This is a genomic window from Saccharothrix algeriensis (genome assembly GCF_016907655.1).
Taxonomy (GTDB): domain Bacteria; phylum Actinomycetota; class Actinomycetes; order Mycobacteriales; family Pseudonocardiaceae; genus Actinosynnema; species Actinosynnema algeriense.
The window spans coordinates 527,654-545,815 of sequence record NZ_JAFBCL010000001.1 but is presented as its reverse complement, the minus strand read 5'-3'; the positions used below and the strand labels follow the sequence as shown (position 1 = coordinate 545,815).

Genomic DNA, 18,162 nt, shown 5'->3' with positions numbered 1-18,162 from the left:
CCGCCGCCGGTTGTCCGGCGATCGTCGTCAGCCGGCGGGCGCCCGACACCGGACAACGGCGGAGGGCTATCACTGTGGGGTGCGGGGAGATCGGGGGCTTCGCACGCGGCAAGGGGGAGCACGTCCCGCTCCGGTGGACGGGCAGCCGCCCGAGGCGGCTCGCCCGAGGGGGAGTCACCGGAGCGGGACGTGCGCAGGGCTCGGTCCCGGCGGCCCCGACCGGGCCGGGGAACAGGTCGCGGGGGAGGCTCCGGATGGGCTTCCCCCGCGACAAGACCCCGGTCGGGCCACCACGCCGTCAGGGCGCCCGGCCGAGCAGGGCGACCAGCCGGTCCTGCGCGGGAGCGTTCTCGGGGGTCGGCACGGGCGGCCCGAACACCCCGCTGCCCCGCAGCTCCGCCGCGTGCGCGGTCGCGTGGTCCAGCAGCGCCGCCGCCAGGTCCGGGTCGAGCCGGTCGGGCGCGCCGATCGCCCGCGCCAGGTCCCACGCGTGCACGCCGAGGTCCAGCGCCATCCGCCAGCCGTACTCGACCGCGGTCGACCGGCCCGCGCCCAGGTGCACCGACCGCTGCAGGGCGTCGGGCTCGATCCACGCCTCGCGCGCGGCGGCCGCCGCGAGCACCCACGCGTGCAGCGGGTCGGACCCCAGCCGGTCGCCCTCGAACCGGTCGCCGACCTGCTCGGCGGTGCAGCCGGCCAGCAGCTCGGGCGCCCACAGCTGCTCGTGCACCAGGTGGTTGACCAGGTCGTGGACCGACCACCCCCGGCAGGGGGTGCCCAGCCGCCACTGCTCGGGGCGCACCCGGCGCACCCGCGTGTCGAACTCCGTCATCGCGCGTCCGTGCGCCTCGATGAGATCCACCCGTCGAGTGCACCAAAGGTTGACCGCGATCGCACCCGGAGGTGTGGGCCGGGCCACACGACAGCGGGTCGATTTCTTCCAGTACGAACGTACGGCGTAACGTGGCCCGGAACGCCGTGGGTGACATCGTTGACACCAGGAGGAACCAGTGAGCGCCACGAGCGCGGTTTCCGCCCCGCAGAAGGGCTTCTTCGGGCATCCCCGAGGACTGTCCACGCTGTTCTTCGCCGAGCTGTGGGAGCGCTTCTCCTACTACGGCATGAAAGCCATCCTCGCCTACTACCTCTACCGCTCCACGGCGGAAGGCGCACTGGGCCTGGACAAGAGCTTCGCACTGAGCCTCGTCGCCATCTACGGCGCGTCGGTCTACATGTCCGGTGTCGCGGGCGGCTGGCTGGCCGACCGGATCCTGGGCGGCCAGCGGTCCGTCTTCTACGGCGGCGTGCTGATCATGTTCGGGCACATCGCGCTCGCGCTGCCGATCGGCATCGCCGGCGTCTACGCCGGCCTGATCCTGATCGTGCTGGGCACGGGCCTGCTCAAGCCGAACATCTCCACCGTCGTCGGCGGCCTCTACGCGCCGGACGACGCGCGCCGCGACTCCGGCTTCACGATCTTCTACATGGGCATCAACCTCGGCGGGTTCCTCGCGCCGCTGGTGTGCGGCACGCTCGGCGAGAAGATCGACTGGCACCTGGGCTTCGGCGCCGCGGCCGTCGGCATGGCGCTGGGCCTGGTCGCCTACCGGTTCGGGCGGCGCAACCTGGGCACGTCGGCCGCCGTGCCGCCCAACCCGCTGCCGGCCGACGAGCGCGCCCGCGTGATCGGCCGCATCGTCGCCGTGACGCTGGGCCTGGTCGCCGTCGTGGCGGTCCTCGTCGTCACCGGCGTGCTCGGCGCGGAGGGCGTGATCAACCTGATCAGCGTCGCGTCCGTGCTGCTGCCCATCGGCTACTTCGTGGTGATGATGCGCAGCCCGAAGACCACCTCGGTGGAGCGCTCGCGGCTGACCGCCTACATCCCGCTGTTCATCGCCGCGGCGATGTTCTGGCTGCTGTTCGAGCAGAGCGCCACCGTCATCGCCGCGTTCGCGGACACCCGGCTGGACCGCAACTTCCTGGGCATGGAGATCCCGCCGTCGTTCATCCAGTCGATCAACCCGGTGATGATCATCCTGTTCGCGCCGCTGTTCGCCCTGCTGTGGGTGAAGCTCGGCAAGCGCCAGCCCGCGACGCCGCGCAAGTTCGGCTACGCGCTGCTGCTGGTCGGCCTGTCCTACGTGCTCATGATGATCGCGAGCCAGGGCGACCCGGCGGTGCGCGCCAGCTTCCTGTGGATCATCGCGATGTACGCGGTGATGACCTCCGGCGAGCTGCTGCTGTCCCCGGTGGGCCTGTCGGTGACGACCAAGCTCGCCCCGCGCGCGTTCGCGTCGCAGACGATGGGCCTGTGGTTCCTCGCCTCGGCCGCCGGGCAGGGCGTGGGCGCGATCGTCGTCCGGTTCTACAGCGACGAGAACGCCGTGCCGTACTTCGGCGTCCTCGGCGGCGTCTCGATCCTGCTGGGCATCCTGCTGGTGCTGGGCACGAACAACATCAGGAAGCTGATGCACGGGGTCGACTGACCCGCAGGGGCGGGCGGGGCCTTCCGGGCCCTGCCCGCCGCGGGCGGTGCGGTGTCAGGCCCGCCGCACCGCGCCGGCCAGGACCGAGGCCACCGCCCGGCGGACGGCGTCGGCCTCCGGCGCCGCCCCCGTCCGGTCGGCGAACAGCAGGTGCGCGGTCCCGATCAGGGTGAACGCCAGGGTGTCGACGTCGGCGTCCGCCGCGACGCGGCCCAGGTCGCGCTCGGCGGCGAGGTAGTCGGCGAGCGCCACCGCGGCCTCGGTCAGGACCGGCACGCCGGCCGGCCACGTCTCCCGCAGCCGGGCGCGCAGCCCGTCCCGGAAGGTCACGAGGGCGACGATCGCCACCGCGACCGACCCGAACAGGGCCGTCAGCGCGTCGGCGAGGTTGCCGACGACGTCCCCGGTCCCGGCGGACTCGCGCAGCGCGGCGGTGCGGGCGTCCACCCGGTGGGCGCGGTCGAGCACGAACCCGGCCAGGAACGCGTCGAAGTCGGCGAAGTGCCGGTGCAGGACGCCCTTGGCGCAGCCGGCCTCCTCGGTGACCGCGCGGCTGGTCAGCGCGCTCGGCCCGGCCGCGAGCAGGACGCGGTCGGCGGCGTCGAACAGCTGCTCCCGCACGTCGCGCAGGGCCACCCCGGTCGGCATCGCCCGCACCCCTCCCGTTCTCCGCCCGGCCCGCCCGGTTGACGAGTGGGCATGTGCCCACTATCAATGGGCACATGCCCACTGTAGAGCCGGAGCCGACGCCCGCCACCGGGACCCACCACCTCCGGGAGGTGGCGGAGTCGTTCGGCGCGGACGCCGAGCGCTACGACCGCGCCCGTCCGCGCTACCCCCGGGCCCTGGTCGACCGGGTCGTCGCCGCCGCTCCCGGTCCTGCCGCTCCCGGTTCCGCCGCGCCCGGACCGGGCGCGCCCGGCCCCGCTGTGCTCGACGTCGGCTGCGGCACCGGCATCGTGGCCCGGCAGTTCCGCGCGGCCGGCTGCGCGGTGCTGGGCGTCGAGCCCGACGCCCGGATGGCCGCCGTCGCGCGGCGCGACGGCGTCGTGGTGGAGGAGGCGGTGTTCGAGGGCTGGGAGCCGGCCGGCCGGCGGTTCGACGCGGTGGTCGCCGGCCAGGCGTGGCACTGGGTGGACCCGGTCGCGGGCGCGGCGAAGGCGGCCCGGGTGCTGCGGCCCGGTGGCCTGCTGGCGGTGTTCTGGCACGTGCCCGAACCGCCGGCGCAGGTGGGTGCGGCCTTCCTGGCGGCCTGCCGGCGGGTGGCGCCCGAGCTGCCGCTCGGCGCCGGGGCGGCGCCGCGGAGCGCGCTGTCGGTGTACGAGCCGATGTTCGCCAAGGCCGCCGACGGCATCCGCGCGGCGGGCGGGTTCGGCGAGCCCGAGCGGTGGCGGTTCGACCGGGAGCGGCACTGCACGCGGGACTCGTGGCTGGCCCAGCTGCCCACCTCCGGTGTGCTGACCCGGCTCCCGGCGGACGAGGTGGCCCGGGTGGTGGACGAGGTCGGCGCCGCCTTCGCCGTGCTGGAAGGCGGCTCCACGATGCCCTGCGCCACGGTCGCCGTGGTCGCGGCGCGCACCGGGACCACGTGATCCCCGGTATTCGGAACCCGGCGTTTCCACCGCGGGCACGCGGATAGCATCCGGGGCGGGCAGGCATTTCCGCGCCTCGCCGATCGGGGGAGCGCCATGGCGTCATCGGAACGGACCGTCACCCGCCGCGCGCTGCTCGGCGCGGCGGCGCTCCTGCCGCTGGCCGGGTGCGCGCGGGGCGCGGCGCCGACCTCCCGGACCTCTCCGGCGCCGTCCTCGACCGCGCCGCCCTCTCCGGCGCCGTCCTCGACCGCCCGCACCGAGCAGCGCCACGACCGCCTGCTGGAACTGGAACGCGAATTCGACGCCCGGCTGGGCGTGCACGCCGTGGCCACCGGCAGCGGCGCGGTCGTCGCCCACCGGGCGGACGAGCGCTTCGCGTTCTGCTCGACGTTCAAGGGGCTGGCGGTCGCGGCGGTCCTGCACCGCAACCCCTTGTCGCGCCTGGACGAGGTCGTCACCTACACCGAGGGCGACCTCCTGAAGAGCGCCGTCATCACCCGGCAGCACGTGGCCACGGGGATGACGATCCGCGACCTGTGCGACGCGGCGGTCCGCCACAGCGACGGCACGGCCGGCAACCTCCTGCTGCGCGACCTGGGCGGGCCGGCCGCGCTGACCGCCTACCTGCGCGGCCTCGGCGACGAGGTCACCCGGATGGACCGGGTCGAACCGCTCATCGTGGAAGCCACCCCGGGCGACCCCCGGGACACGACCTCGCCGCGGGCGATCGGGGCGGACTACCGGCAGGTCGTGCTGGGCGACGCCCTGCCGGCCGACGAGCGCGCCTTCCTGCGCGACCTGCTGGAGCGCAACACCACCGGCGCGCAGCGGATCCGGGCGGGCGTGCCGCAGGGGTGGGTCGTGGCCGACAAGACCGGGACCGGCGACTACGGCACCGTGAACGACATCGGCGTCGTGTGGCCGCCGGGTTCCGCGCCGCTCGTCATCGCGGTCATGTCCACCAAAGCCACCGCCGACGCCGAATACGACCAGGCGATCATCGCGAAAGCGACCGAATACGCGGTGACCGCCCTGACCTGATGTCCGCACGCGCCGACAACGCCCGGGTTGCCCCCTTGTGATCGACTTCATCAAAGTGGGCGATCCCGTTCGGAGTGGGTACTTTCGCGACGTGTCGAAAACATCCACCACCGGTTTCAGGCGCGTGTCGACCGGCGTCCTGGTGGCGGTCGCGGTCGCGGCGGCGGCCCTGGCCGGGCTGGGTGCGACCGGGCGGGTGGCGCTGGTCGACGACCCGGTCCCGGGGCGGGCGCTGGCGATCCTGGAGGAGGTCGCGGGTCCGGAGACCGGGCCGCCCTGCCCGATCGACGCCCGGTACGTGGACGAGGAGGTCGACGGCCTGCGCCCGGACGTGTCGGCGGCCTGGCAGCGGTTGCGGGACGCGGCGCAGGCGCAGGGCGTGCGGCTGTGCGTGCAGGACGGCAAGCGCAGCGTGGGCCAGCAGCAGCGCGAGTTCGCCGACGCGGTGCAGCGGTTCGGCAACGCGGAGCTGGCCGGGCGGTACGTCCTGCCGCCGGAGAAGTCCATGCACGTCAAGGGGACCGCGGTGGACGTGCAGCCGCTGGAGTCCGCGGCCTGGGTCGAGCGCAACGGGCCGGCGCTGGGGTGGTGCCGCCGGTACCTGAACGAGGAGTGGCACTTCGAGTACGAGCCGGGCTACGCGACCGGCGGGTGCCCCACGATGCTCCCCAGCGCCACCGGGTACTGAGCGCCGCCTGCCCGAGGACCGGCCGTCGGCGCGATTCGTCGGCGCCCGTTCGCGCGCTGTGACCCGTGGTGGCGCGGAATCCCGCGGCACGTGCGACGGCCCGCCGCGGCGGCGGTGCGGCGGGTCGTCCACGCGCGTACAGGATGCCGCACGAGCCGGCGTCTTAGTTGGCGTTTTGCGCCACCCGGCGGTTTTTCGACATGCCGGTGGCGACCGGGAACCGCGCCGCGCCCCGGATCGTCCGGGACGGGCGGCGGCGCACCGGGCCCGCCGCCCGCAGGTCCGGGAACCGGCGGAACAGCCCGCGCAACGCCGCCGCGCCCTCCATCCGGGCCAGCCCCGCGCCCAGGCAGTAGTGGATGCCCGACGAGAACGCCAGGTGCTCGCGCCCGTCCGCGCGGCCGGGGGAGAAGCGGTGCGGGTCGGCGAACACCGCCGGGTCGCGGTTGGCGGCGGCCAGGACCAGCATGACCGGCGTGCCCTTCGCCAGCCGGGTCCCGGCGACCTCGGTGTCCTCGAGCGGCAGCCGGACCGTGTACTGCACCGGCGGGTCGAACCGCAGCGTCTCCTCCACCACCGCTTCGGCGTGCGCGGGGTCGGCCACCAGCCGCTCGCGCACCCCGGGGTGCGCCAGCACGGCCAGCACCGCGTTGCCGATCAGGTTGACCGTGGTCTCGAACCCGGCGACCAGCAGCAGTTCCGTGGTCGCGATCAGGTCCTCGCGGGTCAGGTCGTCCCGGGCGGCCAGCGCGCTGACGACGTCGTCGCCCGGTCGCGCGCGGCGGTGCGCGACGAGGTCGTCCAGGAACGCCTCGAACTCGCGCAGCCCGTCGTGCAGCGCCCGCATCTCCCGCATGTCGCGCACCCCGTCCAGGGCGTTGACCAGGGCGCTGCCCCACCGGGCGAACGAGGCGTGGTCCACGCCCGGCACGCCCAGCAGGTCGGCGATCACCTGGACGGGCACCCGCGCGGCGAAGTCTCCGACCAGGTCGAAGGTGGGCCGCTCGGCGACCTCGTCGAGGTAGGTCTCCACGACCCGCTCCACGGTCGCGGCCTGCGCCCGCAGCCCGCGCGGGGTGAACCACGGCGCGACCAGCCGGCGCAGCCGCGTGTGGTCGGGCGGGTTGAGCACCAGGAACGACTCCTCGACCGGGTTCACCAGCCGCCGCCCGTCGACGTAGGCGTGCGAGTCGACCGGCGACAGCTCGCCCGCCGGCAGCGCGCCGAACGCGGGGTCGCGCAGCAGCGCGGTGGACAGCGCGTGCGACGCGGTGAGGTGCAGCCCCATCCTGCTCTTCACCAGCTCGCCGCGTTCCCGCACGGCCTCGTAGAGCGGGTACGGGTCGCGCGCGGGGCTGAGCCCGAACAGCTTGGCGGCGGGGTCGCCGAGCGCGGCCTGCGCTCGGACGACGGCGCGCCCCATGAACAGCAGCGTTGCGTTCTTCAACACGGACGGCATCCGTCCACGGTGACGTGCGGCGGGGGAAGACTCAAGGGTGAAGATCACTCCCCGGTGACGCCGCCCGCCGCGCGCGTCGGAGGGTGACCGGCAGCGCCGCGAGCCGCCAGGTGCCGCCGTCCGGGCTGCGCCGCGCGGCCCCGGCCGGCGCGAGGTCCGGGAACCGGGACAGCAGCGCCCCCAGCGCCACCTCCGTCTCCACCCGGGCGAACGCGGCGCCCAGGCAGAAGTGCGGCCCGTGCCCGTAGGAGAGGTGCCCGCCCTCGGCGCGCGCCAGGTCCAGCCGGTCGGGGTCGGTGAACGCGCGCGGGTCGCGGTTGGCCGACACCAGGGCCGCGGTGACCGGCTCACCCCGCCGGACCAGGACGCCGTCGAACTCCACGTCCTGCTTCGCGTAGCGGGGCGTGGCCAGCAGCTGCGGTCCGGCCCAGCGGGTCAGCTCCTCCACCGCGCGGGGCAGCAGGGCCGGGTCGGCGCGCAGCGCGGCCAGCTGCCCGGGGTGCGCGAACAGCGCGTCCACGGCGTTGGCGATGAGGTTGGTCGGGGTCTGCCCGGCCAGCACGAGGTGCCAGACGAGGGTGACCAGCTCGGTGTCGGTGAACCGGTCGTCGCCCTCGACGCCGAGCAGGTCGGAGATCAGGTCGTCGCCGGGTTCCTCCCGGCGGCGCGCGACGGCGGCCCGCGCGCCCTCCACGACGCCCGGGACGGCGTCGAGGAACGCCTGGCCGAACCCCGCCGCGACGGCCGCGCCGTACTCCCGCCACCGGGGGCGGTCGGCGTGGGGGATGCCGACCAGCTCGCAGATGACGTCCATCGGCAGCGGGCGGGCGAAGGCCGCCAGCAGGTCGACCTCGGACCCGTCGGACGGCAGGGCGTCGAGCAGGTCGTCGACGATCCGCTCGACGCGGGGCCGGAACTCCGCGGCGCGCCGGGCGGTGAACGCGGGCGCGGCGAGCCGGCGCAGCCGGAGGTGCTCGGGGCCGTCCAGCTCGGACATCGTGCGCAGGTAGCGGCGGCAGTGCTCGGGGACGCCCGGCAGGCCCACGAAGCTCGACGCGGTGACCTCGAACCGCGGGTCGTTGAGCAGCGCCTTGGCGTCCTCGTGCCGCGTCGCGATCCACAGCGCGCCCAGCCCGGGGACGTCCATGCGGGCCAGGCGGCCCTGCTCGCGGGCCCTCCCGTACGCGGTGAACGGGTCGAGCAGGACCGCGGGGTCGGTGGGGTCGATCTCGGGAACAGTCATGCGCGCACTCCGGATGTCGTGATCAGATGTTGTCGTCATCTGAGTGGCGACGCTAGCGCGGACCACCGCCGGGGGGCAAGGCGGCTCCGCGCGGCTCCAGCGCACGCAGAGCCGCGCCTCGCGCGTCCCGCGCGACTCCGGCCTGTTCGCCGCGCCCCGCGCGGCGGCGCTTCGGCTCTCACCACAAGCCGCGCTCCGCGCGGCGGCGCTGTTCAGCGCAGCCGTGTGCCTCGTGTTCCCCCCGCATGACCTGTCTAAAGACGACCATGCTTTCTTGGGGGGTGCAAGCGAAAAGCGTGCTTGCACCCCCCAAGAAAGCATGGTAGCCCTCCGGGCAGGCCATACGGGGAGAACACGAGGCCACCGGACTGCACGGGGCGTGCTGGAAACCCGAAGCTACAAGTCAAAAGCCGGAGTCGCGAATCGTGGGCCATGGGTCATGATTCGCGTCCGGTCATGTTCGGTGCCCGCGTGCCCGACGCGGCTCGAAGAGGCGGCGGAACTCGTCCGGGATGGGGGTGCTGCGCAGCTCCGGGGTCCCGAACGCCACGTACCGGTTCCAGCCGGTGGCCACCGGCGTGCCGGCCACGTCCGCGTCGAAGCCCATGGTCAGCGTCGTCGTGCCCAGGGTGCGCACCCGGACGCCGATGCGCAGCAGGTCGTCGAACCGCGCGGGGGCCAGGTAGCGGATCGACGTCTCGGCCACCACGAAGTCGATGCCGTGCTTCTCCAGCTCCCGGTACGAGCCGAGCAGCGAGCGCAGCGCCTCCACCATCGCGGCCTCGAAGAACACCGGGTACCGGGAGGCGTGCACGACCCCCTGGCGGTCGCAGTCGACCGGGCGCACCCGCACCCGGTGCACGTGGGCAGGTCGCGCGTCGGCCATGCCGGCGATCCTATGGGCTCACCCGGAGGGGTTTCGAGGACTTCGCCGCGATCGCGCCCAGCGCCGCGGCGACCCACTGCGCCGCCGCGACCAGCAGGATCATCACCGACGGGTCGACCCGGGTCACCAACACGCCGCCCAGCGCCGCGCCGGCCGCGAAGCCGCCGAGCTTGAGGCTCGCGCCCGTGGTCGACACCTGCCCGAGCAGGTCGGCGGGGGTGTACCGCTGCCGGGCGGTGATGACCGAGGTCAGCGTCGGGCCCTGCACGAGACCGCTCACCAGGGCCAGGGCCAGCAGCACCGGGAAGCTCGGCGCCAGCGGCCAGGCCGCCACCGCCGCCCCGAACAGCGCGACCGTCACCAGCACCACCCGCTCGGGGCGCCACCGGGGCAGGCGCCGCCGCACCGCCAGCAACCCCGCCACGCACCCGACCTCCAGCGCCGCCCACACCAGCCCCACCCGACCGTCGTCGACGCCCAGCGACGGCACGTGCAGCGGCAGCACCGGCGCGAGCACCCCGATCGCGCCGAAGGCGACCACGGAGGCGACCGTCGCGCCGCGCAGCGGTGCGGTGGTCGCCAGGTGCCGCAGCCCGCGCCGCAGCGCGGTGGCCAGCGACGGGTGCTCCGCCCGCGCCGGCGGCACCCGCAGCCCGAGCGTCCACAGCCCGCCGGCCAGGGCCAGCGCGCCCAGCGCGACCACCGCCGAGGCCGGGCCCCGGGCGGAGACGAGCACCGCGGCCAGCGCCGGCCCGCCGATCGCCGCGGCGTTGAACACCATCGCGTCGTGCGCCGTGGCCCGCTGCAGGTCGGTGGCCAGGCGCGGCACCAGGCCGGTGAACCCGCCGCTGGTCATCGGCAGCGTGATGCCCGCCAGGAACGCCAGGCCGAGCAGCGCGGCGGCGTCGTCGCCCACCGACACCAGCCCGCCCGCCACCGCGGCCAGCAGGAACTGGTTGCCCGCCAGCGCCGCGACCGGCCGCCGCGCGCGGTCCAGCCAGGCGCCCAGCAGCGGCCCCGACAGCACCGACGGCACGGTGTAGGCGGCGACCACCGCGCCGGACAGCGCCGCCGACCCGGTGCGGTCGAGCACCAGCAGCACCACGGCCACGCCCACCATCTCGTCGGCGAGCCGCGCGAGCCCCGCCGCGACGAGGTAGCGGCCCATCAGCCGGTGCGGCGGTGCCGGCGGACGGTCTCCTCCACCAGGTCGAGCACGGGCTCCAGGTCGTCCGCGGGCAGCCCCATCGCCAGGTGCGAGACCAGTCCCTCCAGGGTCAGCTCCAGGAACGAGGTCAGCACGTCGACGTCCACGTCGTCGCGCAGGTTCCCGGCGTCGCGCTGGCGCAGCAGCCGCTGCCGGGTGGCGTCGGTGAGCTGCCGCGACCGCTCCGCCCAGCGGCTGCGGAACTCGGGGTCGGTGCGCAGCCGGCGCGACACCTCCAGGCGCGTGCCCAGCCAGTCCGCCGGGTGCTCGGCGCCCGGTTCGGGCGCCGCCAGCAGGTCGCGCATGACCTGCACCAGGCCCTGCCGGGCCACGACGTCGGCCATCCGCAGCGCGTCGTCCTCCGCGAGGGCGAGGAACAGCGACTCCTTGTCGCGGAAGTGGTGGAAGATCGCTCCCCTGGACAGGCCGGTAGCCTCTTCCAGGCGACGTACGGTGGCTCCCTCGTAGCCGTGGCGCGCGAAGCACGCGCGGGCGCCGTCCAGGATCTGGCGGCGGCGGGCATCGAGGTGGTCCTGGCTCACCCTGGGCACCGGTCGATGTTGCCAAAGCCGGCCGCGGAAATCCAATCAGTACGTACGGATTTGATATGTCCACTTTGGGGTGATCTCGGGTTCGCCGGCTCGAACCCGCAGGTGGACCGCACTACGGTGCGCACCGTGGACGACATCCGATCGGGGCGGTCCCCGCAGGGGGACGGGGTGCGGCGGGGCATCGACCTGATCGACCTGGTCCGGCTCGCCCACTACGACCACGTGGACCCGGAGGCGCCGGAAGCGCTGCGCGTCGCGGAGCGCCGCGCGACCGGGATCGTGGCCTACGACACCCTGGCGGTGCCGGCGCTGCTGCAGGTGCCGGAGTACGCCAGCGTCCTGGGCACGGACCCGGAGCGGTCGGAGGTCCTGCGCCGCCACCTGCCGCCGGAGTGCGAGTTCTTCGTGCACGAGACGGCGCTGCACGCGTGGGCGGCCGGGCGCGACGTGCTGCGGGCGCAGCTGCGCCGGCTCGCCGAGCGCGCGGACGTGCGGCTGGTGCCGTTCACGGCGGGGGCCCGGCCGGAGTTCCGGCACTCGTTCACCCTCCTCGGCTTCGCCGTCGGCGGCCCGGCGGTGCACACCGGGTCGCTGTCCGAGCGGTTCGACGTGGTCGCCCGCTACCGGGAGGCGGCGGCGGTGCTGCGCCGGTGCGCGCTGTCGGCGGAGGACTCGCGGGCCGCCTTCGCCGCGCACGCCGACCGGCCGGGCTGAGGGGGCGCGGGCCGCCGCCCGCGCCCCGACTCGCCCGAACTGTCCGGAACGTCTCCGCGTACCTGCGGGAACGGCCGGATGTCATTGCTCCGCAAGGGTTCCGCACCCCTGTTTCTGTCGGTGCCCCCGTGTAGCGTCGAAACGACGAGGAATGAACACGGGGAGTGCTCACCATGAATGCTGTCCGTAGTACCCCGGCGCCGGGGCCGACCCCGGCGGTGTTCCGGGACCGCGCGCAGGCCGAGGCTTACGTGGCCTCGGTCTGCTTCAAGCACGGCCCCCCGCGCCTGCTCGGGGTCGAACTGGAATGGACCGTCCACCACCGCGAAGACCCGGCGAAGCCGCTCGACCGCCACGCGCTCGCGGCAGCCCTGGGCAGACACGCACCACCCTCGCTCGTCCCCGGCAGCCCGCAGCACCCGCTGCCCGGCGGGACGCCGCTCACCGTCGAACCCGGCGGCCAGGTGGAGATCTCCACCCCGCCCAGCGGCTCGCTCACCGAGCTGCTCGGGACCGTCGCCGCGGACATCGACCACCTCACCGGCCTCCTCGGACCCGCGGGCCTCGTGCTCGGGGAACGCGGCGCCGACCCGCACCGCCCCCCGCACCGGGTGCTCCAGGTCCCGCGCTACGCGGCCATGGAGCACGCCTTCGCGCCGCTCGGGCCCGAGGGCATCACGATGATGTGCAGCACCGCCGGGCTCCAGGTGTGCCTGGACTTCGGCCACGAGCAGGACCTCGCCGCCCGCTGGGCCGCCGTGCACGCGCTGGGCCCCGTGCTCATCGCGCTGTTCGCGAACTCGCCCGGCGTGGCCGGCCGGCGCACCGACTGGGCCAGCGCCCGGATGCGCGTCGTCCACGCCACCGACCCCGCGCGCACCCGCCCCGCGGCGGTGTGCGCGGACCCGGCGGCGGCGTGGGCGCGGCGGGTGCTCGACACCCCGGTGATCGTGGTGCGCAGACCGGGTTCGAGCTGGCTGCCGCCGCGCCGCCTGACCTTCGCCGAGTGGGTCGGCGGCGCGCTGGGCTCCGCGCCCACCGCCGACGACCTGGACTACCACCTGACGCTGCAGTTCCCGCCGGTGCGCCCGCGCGGGTACGTGGAGGTCCGCTACCTGGACACACCGCCGCCGGGCGGCTGGCTCGCGCCGGTCGTGCTGCTGGCGGCGCTGTTCAGCGACCGGGCCGTGGTGGACGGGGTGCTGGCGGCCACGGCGGCGGCGGCCAACCGCTGGCTCACCGCCGCCCGCTACGGCCTGGCCGACCCGGCGCTCGCCCGCGCGGCGCGCGACGTGGTCGCCCTGGGCTGCGCGGCGCTGGTCAACACCGACCTGTCGGTCGCCCAGACCGACGCCGTCGCGGAGGAACTGCACCGCACGCTCGCCGAGAAGACCGGAGGGGCCCACTCATGACCGGCATCGACCAGAACACCGGCGTGGAGCGGCTCCGCGCCCGCGTCGCCACCGAGCTGAGCAGGGCGCGGCGGCGCACCACCGCGCTGACCGACGCGGTGGACGACTACGACCTCGTGCGCCAGCACTCCAGGCTGATGTCCCCGCTGGTGTGGGACTACGCCCACATCGCCAACCAGGAGGAGCTGTGGCTCGTCCGCGACGTCGGCGGCCGCGAGCCGGTGCGCCGGGACGTCGACGAGCTGTACGACGCGTTCAAGCACGCCCGCGCCGCGCGGCCGGAGCTGCCGCTGCTCCGGCCCGCCGAGGCCCGCGGGTACGTGGGCGAGGTGCGCGAGAAGGTGCTCGACGTCCTGGCGACCAGCCCGCTGGAGGGCCGTCGGCTGCTCGACGGCGGGTTCGCGTTCGGCATGGTCGTGCAGCACGAGCAGCAGCACGCCGAGACCATGCTGGCCACCCACCAGCTGCGGGTCGGGCCGCCGGCGCTGGACGCGCCGGCCCCGCCGCGCGGCGGGCCCACCGGCCCGGCCGAGGTGCTGGTGCCCGCCGGCCCGTTCACCATGGGCACCTCCACCGAGGCGTGGGCGCTGGACAACGAGCGGCCCGCGCACCAGGCGTCCACGGGCGCGTTCTTCATCGACACGACCCCGGTCACCAACGGCGCGTACGCCGCGTTCATCGCCGACGGCGGCTACCGGGACCCGCGCTGGTGGTCGGCGGAGGGCTGGGCGCACGTGCGGCGGGAGTCGCTGGTGGCGCCCCGGTTCTGGCGGCGCGAGGGCGACCGGTGGTTCCGCACGGCGTTCGGCGTGCCGGCGCCGGTCGTGCCGGAGCAGCCGGTCGTGCACGTGTGCTTCCACGAGGCGGAGGCGTACGCGAAGTGGGCGGGCAAGCGGCTGCCCACCGAGGTGGAGTGGGAGAAGGCGGCCCGCTTCGACCCGGCCACCGGCCGCTCCCGGCGCTACCCCTGGGGTGACGAGGAGCCGACCGGCCTGCACGCCAACCTCGGCCAGCGGCACCTGTCGCCCGCGCCGGTGGGCGCGTACCCGGCGGGCGCGTCGGCGCTGGGCGTGCACCAGCTGATCGGCGACGTGTGGGAGTGGACCAGCTCGGACTTCCACGGCTACGCCGGGTTCGAGGTGTTCCCGTACGCCGAGTACTCGCAGGTGTTCTTCGGCCCCGACTACAAGGTGCTGCGCGGCGGGTCGTTCGGCACCGACCCGGTGGCGGTGCGGTCGACGTTCCGCAACTGGGACTACCCGATCCGGCGGCAGATCTTCGCCGGGTTCCGCTGCGCGCGCGACGCCGCGCCGGGGGAGAGCGCCTGACGTGTGCCGCCACCTGGGTTACCTGGGCCCCGCCGTGCCCATCGCGGCGCTGGTGCACGACCCGCCGCACTCGCTGCTGCGCCAGTCGTACCAGCCGCGCGACATGCGCGCCGGCGGGACGGTCAACGTCGACGGCTACGGGGTGGGCTGGTACCCCGAGCCGGGCGGCCCGGCGGTGCGCTACCGCCGGGCCGGGACGCTGTGGTCGGACGAGAACCTGGCCGCGCTGAGCCGGGTCCTGCGCTCCGGCGCGATCCTCGCGGCCGTCCGGTCGGCCACCACCGGGATGCCGGTGGTGGAGACCGCGTGCGCGCCGTTCACCGACGGCCGGTGGCTGTTCAGCCACAACGGCCGGGTCGTCGGCTGGCCGGGCTCGGTCGCCGGCCCGGCCGCGGCGCTGCCGGTGACCGACCTGCTCACGCTGGACGCGCCCACCGACTCGGCCCTGCTGTGGGCGCTGGTCCGGGCGCGCCTGGCCACCGCGCCGCCGACCGCCGCCGTGGCGTCGGTGGTGGCCGAGGTGGCCGAGGCCGCGCCGGGCTCGCGGCTGAACCTGCTGCTGACCGACGGGACCGTGCTCGTCGGCACCACCTGGACGCACTCGCTGTGGGTGCGCTCCGGCGGCGGCGCGGTGACCGCGGCCTCCGAGCCGCTGGACGACGACCCGCGCTGGCGGGAGGTGCCGGACCGGCACGTCGTCACCGCCGATCACTCCACTGTGGACGTTCAACCGATGGGACGATCATGACCGAGCCAGCGCTGGACGTGCACCTGACGCCGGAGGACGCGGCGGTCGCGCTGCGGGCCGAGGCGAGGACGGGGCTGACCGCGACGCCCAAGTGGGTGTCGCCGAAGTGGTTCTACGACGCGGCGGGCAGCGAGCTGTTCGAGCGGATCACCCGGCTGCCCGAGTACTACCCGACCCGCGCCGAGCGGGAGATCCTGGGGGCGCGGGCGGGCGAGATCGCCGCCACGACCGGCGCGCGGGCCCTGGTGGAGCTGGGGTCCGGCTCGTCGGAGAAGACCCGGCTGCTGCTGGACGCCTTGCGCGCGCACGGGACGCTGGCGGAGTTCGTGCCGCTGGACGTGTCCCCGAGCGCCCTGACCGAGGCGGCCCGGCAGATCCTGGCCGACTACCCCGGGCTGCGGGTGCACGGCGTGGTCGGCGACTTCACCGAGCACCTGGGCCTGCTGCCGGGCGCGCCGCCGCGCCTGGTGGCGTTCCTCGGCGGCACCGTCGGCAACCTGATCCCCGAGGAGCGGGACAAGTTCCTGACCTCCGTGCGGGACGTGCTGGAGCCGGGGGAGTGGCTGCTGCTGGGCACCGACCTGGTCAAGGACCCGGAGGTGCTGGTGCGGGCCTACGACGACGCGCTCGGCGTCACGGCCGAGTTCAACCGCAACGTGCTGCGGGTGCTCAACCGGGAGCTGGGCGCGGACTTCGACCCCCTGGCGTTCCGCCACGTGGCGCTGTGGAACGCCGAGGAGGAGTGGGTCGAGATGCGGCTGCGCGCGGTCCGACCGGTGCGGGCCCACGTGGCCGCGCTCGGGCTGGACGTGGGCTTCGCCGCCGGGGAGGAGCTGCGCACCGAGGTGTCGGCGAAGTTCCGGCGCGAGGGCGTGGAGCGGGAGCTGACCGCCGCCGGGTTCGCCCCGCACCGCTGGTGGACCGACGAGCGGGGGCGGTTCGCGCTCTCGCTCGCGCGCGTCGAGGGCTGAGCCGGCGCCCGGGACCCGGTCGGGAGCACCCGCCGGGTCCCGGGCGCCCGCCCGGCTCGACCGCGAAGCGGAAACCCTCCGTTCTGCGGGTGTTCCGCGCGCCGCGCGGGTGAGAGCCTCGCGCGGCGGCGCCGCGGGACGACGAGGGGCGGCGCCGGGAGACGTGAGGAGCGCGAACCGTGAAGCTCGCAAGCAGATCGCTGGTCGTCGCGGTGGCGCTGGGCGCCGCGGTGTCCGGCCTCGTGCCGGCCGCCGCGCAGGAGGCGCAGGGCGCCGCGCCGCCCGTGCAGTGGACCAGGTGCGCGGACGACGTGCTCGCCCTGATCCCGGCCGCCCAGCGCGAACGGGTCAGCTGCGCGAACCACCCGGTCCCGCTGGACCACCGCGAGCCGCACGGCGAGAAGATCACCATCGCGCTGATGAAGTCCCCGGCCACCGACCCGGCCGCCCGCATCGGCTCGCTGTTCATCAACCCGGGCGGTCCCGGCGGCGCGGGCCTGCGCTACGCCGGGTTCGGCAGCTCGTTCTTCCAGCCCGAGGTGCTGCGGCGGTTCGACCTGATCGGGTTCGACCCGCGCGGCGTGGGCCGCAGCACGCCGCTGCGCTGCTTCGAGACCGAGGAGGAGGCCGCCGCGGTCTTCGGCCGCATGGCGCCGGTCCCGGTGACCCGCACCGAGATCCGCGACACCATGGCCGCCACCGAGGACTACACCGACGCCTGCCGGCGCACCGCCGGACCGCTGCTGCGGCACATGTCCACCGAGGACGTCGCGCGCGACCTCGACCTGCTGCGCCGGGGCGTGGGCGACAAGGCGCTGACGTTCGTCGGGTTCTCCTACGGCACGCTGCTCGGCGCGACCTACGCCAACGTCTTCCCGAAGCAGTCGCGGGCGCTGGTGCTGGACGGCAACGTCGACCCGGCGCTGCGCACCTCCGACGGCGTGGAGTACGACCGGCAGCGCGCGCAGGGCTTCGAACTCGCCCTGGACGCGTTCCTCCGGCGGTGCGACGCCGACGGCCCCAAGTGCGCCTACAGCGACGGCGACCCGCGCGCCAAGTTCGACGAGGTGCGCGACGCGCTGCGCGAGGCCCCGGTCACCCTGCCGACGGGCGAGGTCGTGACGCACGCGAGCTACATCGGCCGGGTGTCCGGCGACCTGTACGCGCCGGCCCGGTTCCCGGCGCTGGCGGCCTGGTTGCAGGCCGTGCACGGGGTGCTGCGCCCCTCGGCGGCGACGTCCGCGCAGCAGGCGCCGGAGCCGGTGGCCCCGCTGCCCAACAGGCACGGCCTGGCCGACGTGCACGTGGGCCTGCCCGGTGACGCCGAGTACCTGTCCGACGACTCGTACTTCGGCGTGAACTGCACCGACAAGCCGTTCCCGCGGGTGCCGGGGCTCTTCCCGCCGCTGGCCGCGAAGTGGGAGCGCGAGTCGCCGACGTTCGGCCGCCAGCAGGCCGCGGCCGACCTGCTGACCTGCGCGACGTGGCCGGTGCCGCGCCCGGACCGCTACGCCGGGCCGTGGCACCGCAAGACGCCGAACCCGGTGGTCGTGGTGGGCAACTACTACGACCCGGCGACGCGGTACCGGTTCTCGCAGCAGATGGCCCGTCAGCTCGGCAACGCGCGGCTGATCACCGTGGACGCGTTCGGGCACTGCATCCTCGGCAAGAGCGCGGGCGCGGACACGGCCGTGACCGACTACCTGGTCCGCCTCAAGGCCCCGGCCGAGGGGCAGGTCTTCCAGCCCGACACCCAGCCGTTCTAGTCGGTGGCGGTGCGGCCGGCGCGCTCACCCGCGCCGGCCGCACCGCCACCGGGAACGGCGAGGGGCC

Annotated in this window: 17 protein-coding genes; 10 read left to right on the top strand and 7 right to left on the bottom strand. The window is 75.2% G+C overall.

Annotation, left to right across the window (positions count from 1 at the left end):
• Nucleotides 1–298 precede the first annotated feature (298 nt).
• Nucleotides 299–832 carry a TIGR03086 family metal-binding protein gene (locus JOE68_RS02115; RefSeq protein WP_204840660.1) on the bottom strand — a complete coding sequence of 178 codons (534 nt, stop codon included), beginning with the start codon at nt 830–832 and terminating at the stop codon, nt 299–301.
• A 178-nt stretch (nt 833–1,010) separates the two neighbouring features.
• Between JOE68_RS02115 and JOE68_RS02110 the strand changes: the two genes are divergently transcribed.
• The gene (locus JOE68_RS02110; RefSeq protein WP_204840659.1) at nt 1,011–2,486 is read left to right on the top strand and encodes a peptide MFS transporter; all 1,476 of its coding nucleotides are present in this window, start codon (nt 1,011–1,013) and stop codon (nt 2,484–2,486) included.
• Between the two features lie 54 nt (nt 2,487–2,540).
• Here JOE68_RS02110 and JOE68_RS02105 read toward each other — a convergent pair whose 3' ends face one another.
• Entirely contained in the window at nt 2,541–3,134 is a 594-nt protein-coding gene (locus JOE68_RS02105; protein ID WP_204840658.1) for a TetR/AcrR family transcriptional regulator, read from the bottom strand.
• 74 nt (nt 3,135–3,208) lie between these two features.
• On the opposite strand from JOE68_RS02105, the gene JOE68_RS02100 reads away from it, so the two are divergent.
• From JOE68_RS02100 to JOE68_RS02090, 3 genes are all read left to right on the top strand, one after another.
• Nucleotides 3,209–4,078: a class I SAM-dependent methyltransferase gene (locus JOE68_RS02100; protein WP_239562093.1), complete on the top strand. Its 870-nt coding sequence runs from the start codon at nt 3,209–3,211 to the stop codon at nt 4,076–4,078.
• A 96-nt stretch (nt 4,079–4,174) separates the two neighbouring features.
• On the top strand, nt 4,175–5,122 hold the full coding sequence (gene bla, locus JOE68_RS02095) for a class A beta-lactamase (protein ID WP_204840657.1): 948 nt from the start codon (nt 4,175–4,177) through the stop codon (nt 5,120–5,122).
• A 91-nt stretch (nt 5,123–5,213) separates the two neighbouring features.
• The gene (locus tag JOE68_RS02090) at nt 5,214–5,810 is read left to right on the top strand and encodes a D-alanyl-D-alanine carboxypeptidase family protein (RefSeq protein ID WP_204840656.1); all 597 of its coding nucleotides are present in this window, start codon (nt 5,214–5,216) and stop codon (nt 5,808–5,810) included.
• A gap of 163 nt (nt 5,811–5,973) precedes the next feature.
• Here JOE68_RS02090 and JOE68_RS02085 read toward each other — a convergent pair whose 3' ends face one another.
• The 5 genes from JOE68_RS02085 to JOE68_RS02065 form a co-directional block, all read right to left on the bottom strand.
• On the bottom strand, nt 5,974–7,269 hold the full coding sequence (locus JOE68_RS02085; protein ID WP_204840655.1) for a cytochrome P450: 1,296 nt from the start codon (nt 7,267–7,269) through the stop codon (nt 5,974–5,976).
• A gap of 31 nt (nt 7,270–7,300) precedes the next feature.
• Nucleotides 7,301–8,512: a cytochrome P450 family protein gene (locus tag JOE68_RS02080; protein ID WP_204840654.1), complete on the bottom strand. Its 1,212-nt coding sequence runs from the start codon at nt 8,510–8,512 to the stop codon at nt 7,301–7,303.
• Between the two features lie 454 nt (nt 8,513–8,966).
• A complete protein-coding gene (locus tag JOE68_RS02075; RefSeq protein WP_204840653.1) occupies nt 8,967–9,398 on the bottom strand; it encodes an acyl-CoA thioesterase in 432 nt (143 codons plus the stop codon).
• A gap of 10 nt (nt 9,399–9,408) precedes the next feature.
• Complete coding sequence (locus JOE68_RS02070) at nt 9,409–10,566, bottom strand: MFS transporter (protein WP_204840652.1); 1,158 nt, start codon at nt 10,564–10,566, stop codon at nt 9,409–9,411.
• Nucleotides 10,566–11,156, bottom strand: a complete 591-nt coding sequence (locus tag JOE68_RS02065; protein WP_204840651.1) for a TetR/AcrR family transcriptional regulator — start codon at nt 11,154–11,156, stop codon at nt 10,566–10,568. Before JOE68_RS02065 ends, JOE68_RS02070 begins: the two co-directional genes overlap by 1 nt.
• Before the next feature lie 126 nt (nt 11,157–11,282).
• On the opposite strand from JOE68_RS02065, the gene JOE68_RS02060 reads away from it, so the two are divergent.
• The 6 genes from JOE68_RS02060 (at nt 11,283) to JOE68_RS02035 (ending at nt 18,095) form a co-directional block, all read left to right on the top strand.
• Complete coding sequence (locus JOE68_RS02060; RefSeq protein ID WP_204840650.1) at nt 11,283–11,870, top strand: DUF5753 domain-containing protein; 588 nt, start codon at nt 11,283–11,285, stop codon at nt 11,868–11,870.
• Between the two features lie 173 nt (nt 11,871–12,043).
• Nucleotides 12,044–13,282 (top strand): glutamate-cysteine ligase family protein, encoded by a 1,239-nt coding sequence (locus JOE68_RS02055; RefSeq protein WP_204840649.1) that lies wholly within the window; start codon nt 12,044–12,046, stop codon nt 13,280–13,282.
• Nucleotides 13,279–14,610, top strand: coding sequence for an ergothioneine biosynthesis protein EgtB (gene egtB, locus JOE68_RS02050; protein WP_204840648.1), 1,332 nt, complete (start codon nt 13,279–13,281; stop codon nt 14,608–14,610). The genes JOE68_RS02055 and egtB overlap by 4 nt, the downstream gene beginning before the upstream one ends.
• A gap of 1 nt (nt 14,611) precedes the next feature.
• The gene (gene egtC, locus JOE68_RS02045) at nt 14,612–15,358 is read left to right on the top strand and encodes an ergothioneine biosynthesis protein EgtC (RefSeq protein WP_204840647.1); all 747 of its coding nucleotides are present in this window, start codon (nt 14,612–14,614) and stop codon (nt 15,356–15,358) included.
• Nucleotides 15,355–16,329: an L-histidine N(alpha)-methyltransferase gene (egtD, locus tag JOE68_RS02040; protein ID WP_204840646.1), complete on the top strand. Its 975-nt coding sequence runs from the start codon at nt 15,355–15,357 to the stop codon at nt 16,327–16,329. The genes egtC and egtD overlap by 4 nt, the downstream gene beginning before the upstream one ends.
• Before the next feature lie 179 nt (nt 16,330–16,508).
• On the top strand, nt 16,509–18,095 hold the full coding sequence (locus JOE68_RS02035) for an alpha/beta hydrolase (RefSeq protein ID WP_204840645.1): 1,587 nt from the start codon (nt 16,509–16,511) through the stop codon (nt 18,093–18,095).
• Nucleotides 18,096–18,162 lie beyond the last annotated feature (67 nt).

What these genes read in the sequence shown, in the direction of transcription:
- JOE68_RS02070 (WP_204840652.1), bottom strand. Translation starts at nt 10,566, where the DNA reads ATGGGCCGCTACCTCGTCGCGGCGGGGCTCGCGCGGCTCGCCGACGAG.
- JOE68_RS02100 (WP_239562093.1), top strand. Translation starts at nt 3,209, where the DNA reads ATGCCCACTGTAGAGCCGGAGCCGACGCCCGCCACCGGGACCCACCAC.
- egtD (WP_204840646.1), top strand. Translation starts at nt 15,355, where the DNA reads ATGACCGAGCCAGCGCTGGACGTGCACCTGACGCCGGAGGACGCGGCG.
- JOE68_RS02085 (WP_204840655.1), bottom strand. Translation starts at nt 7,269, where the DNA reads ATGCCGTCCGTGTTGAAGAACGCAACGCTGCTGTTCATGGGGCGCGCC.
- JOE68_RS02075 (WP_204840653.1), bottom strand. Translation starts at nt 9,398, where the DNA reads ATGGCCGACGCGCGACCTGCCCACGTGCACCGGGTGCGGGTGCGCCCG.
- egtB (WP_204840648.1), top strand. Translation starts at nt 13,279, where the DNA reads ATGACCGGCATCGACCAGAACACCGGCGTGGAGCGGCTCCGCGCCCGC.
- bla (WP_204840657.1), top strand. Translation starts at nt 4,175, where the DNA reads ATGGCGTCATCGGAACGGACCGTCACCCGCCGCGCGCTGCTCGGCGCG.
- JOE68_RS02115 (WP_204840660.1), bottom strand. Translation starts at nt 832, where the DNA reads ATGACGGAGTTCGACACGCGGGTGCGCCGGGTGCGCCCCGAGCAGTGG.
- JOE68_RS02055 (WP_204840649.1), top strand. Translation starts at nt 12,044, where the DNA reads ATGAATGCTGTCCGTAGTACCCCGGCGCCGGGGCCGACCCCGGCGGTG.
- JOE68_RS02105 (WP_204840658.1), bottom strand. Translation starts at nt 3,134, where the DNA reads ATGCCGACCGGGGTGGCCCTGCGCGACGTGCGGGAGCAGCTGTTCGAC.
- JOE68_RS02080 (WP_204840654.1), bottom strand. Translation starts at nt 8,512, where the DNA reads ATGACTGTTCCCGAGATCGACCCCACCGACCCCGCGGTCCTGCTCGAC.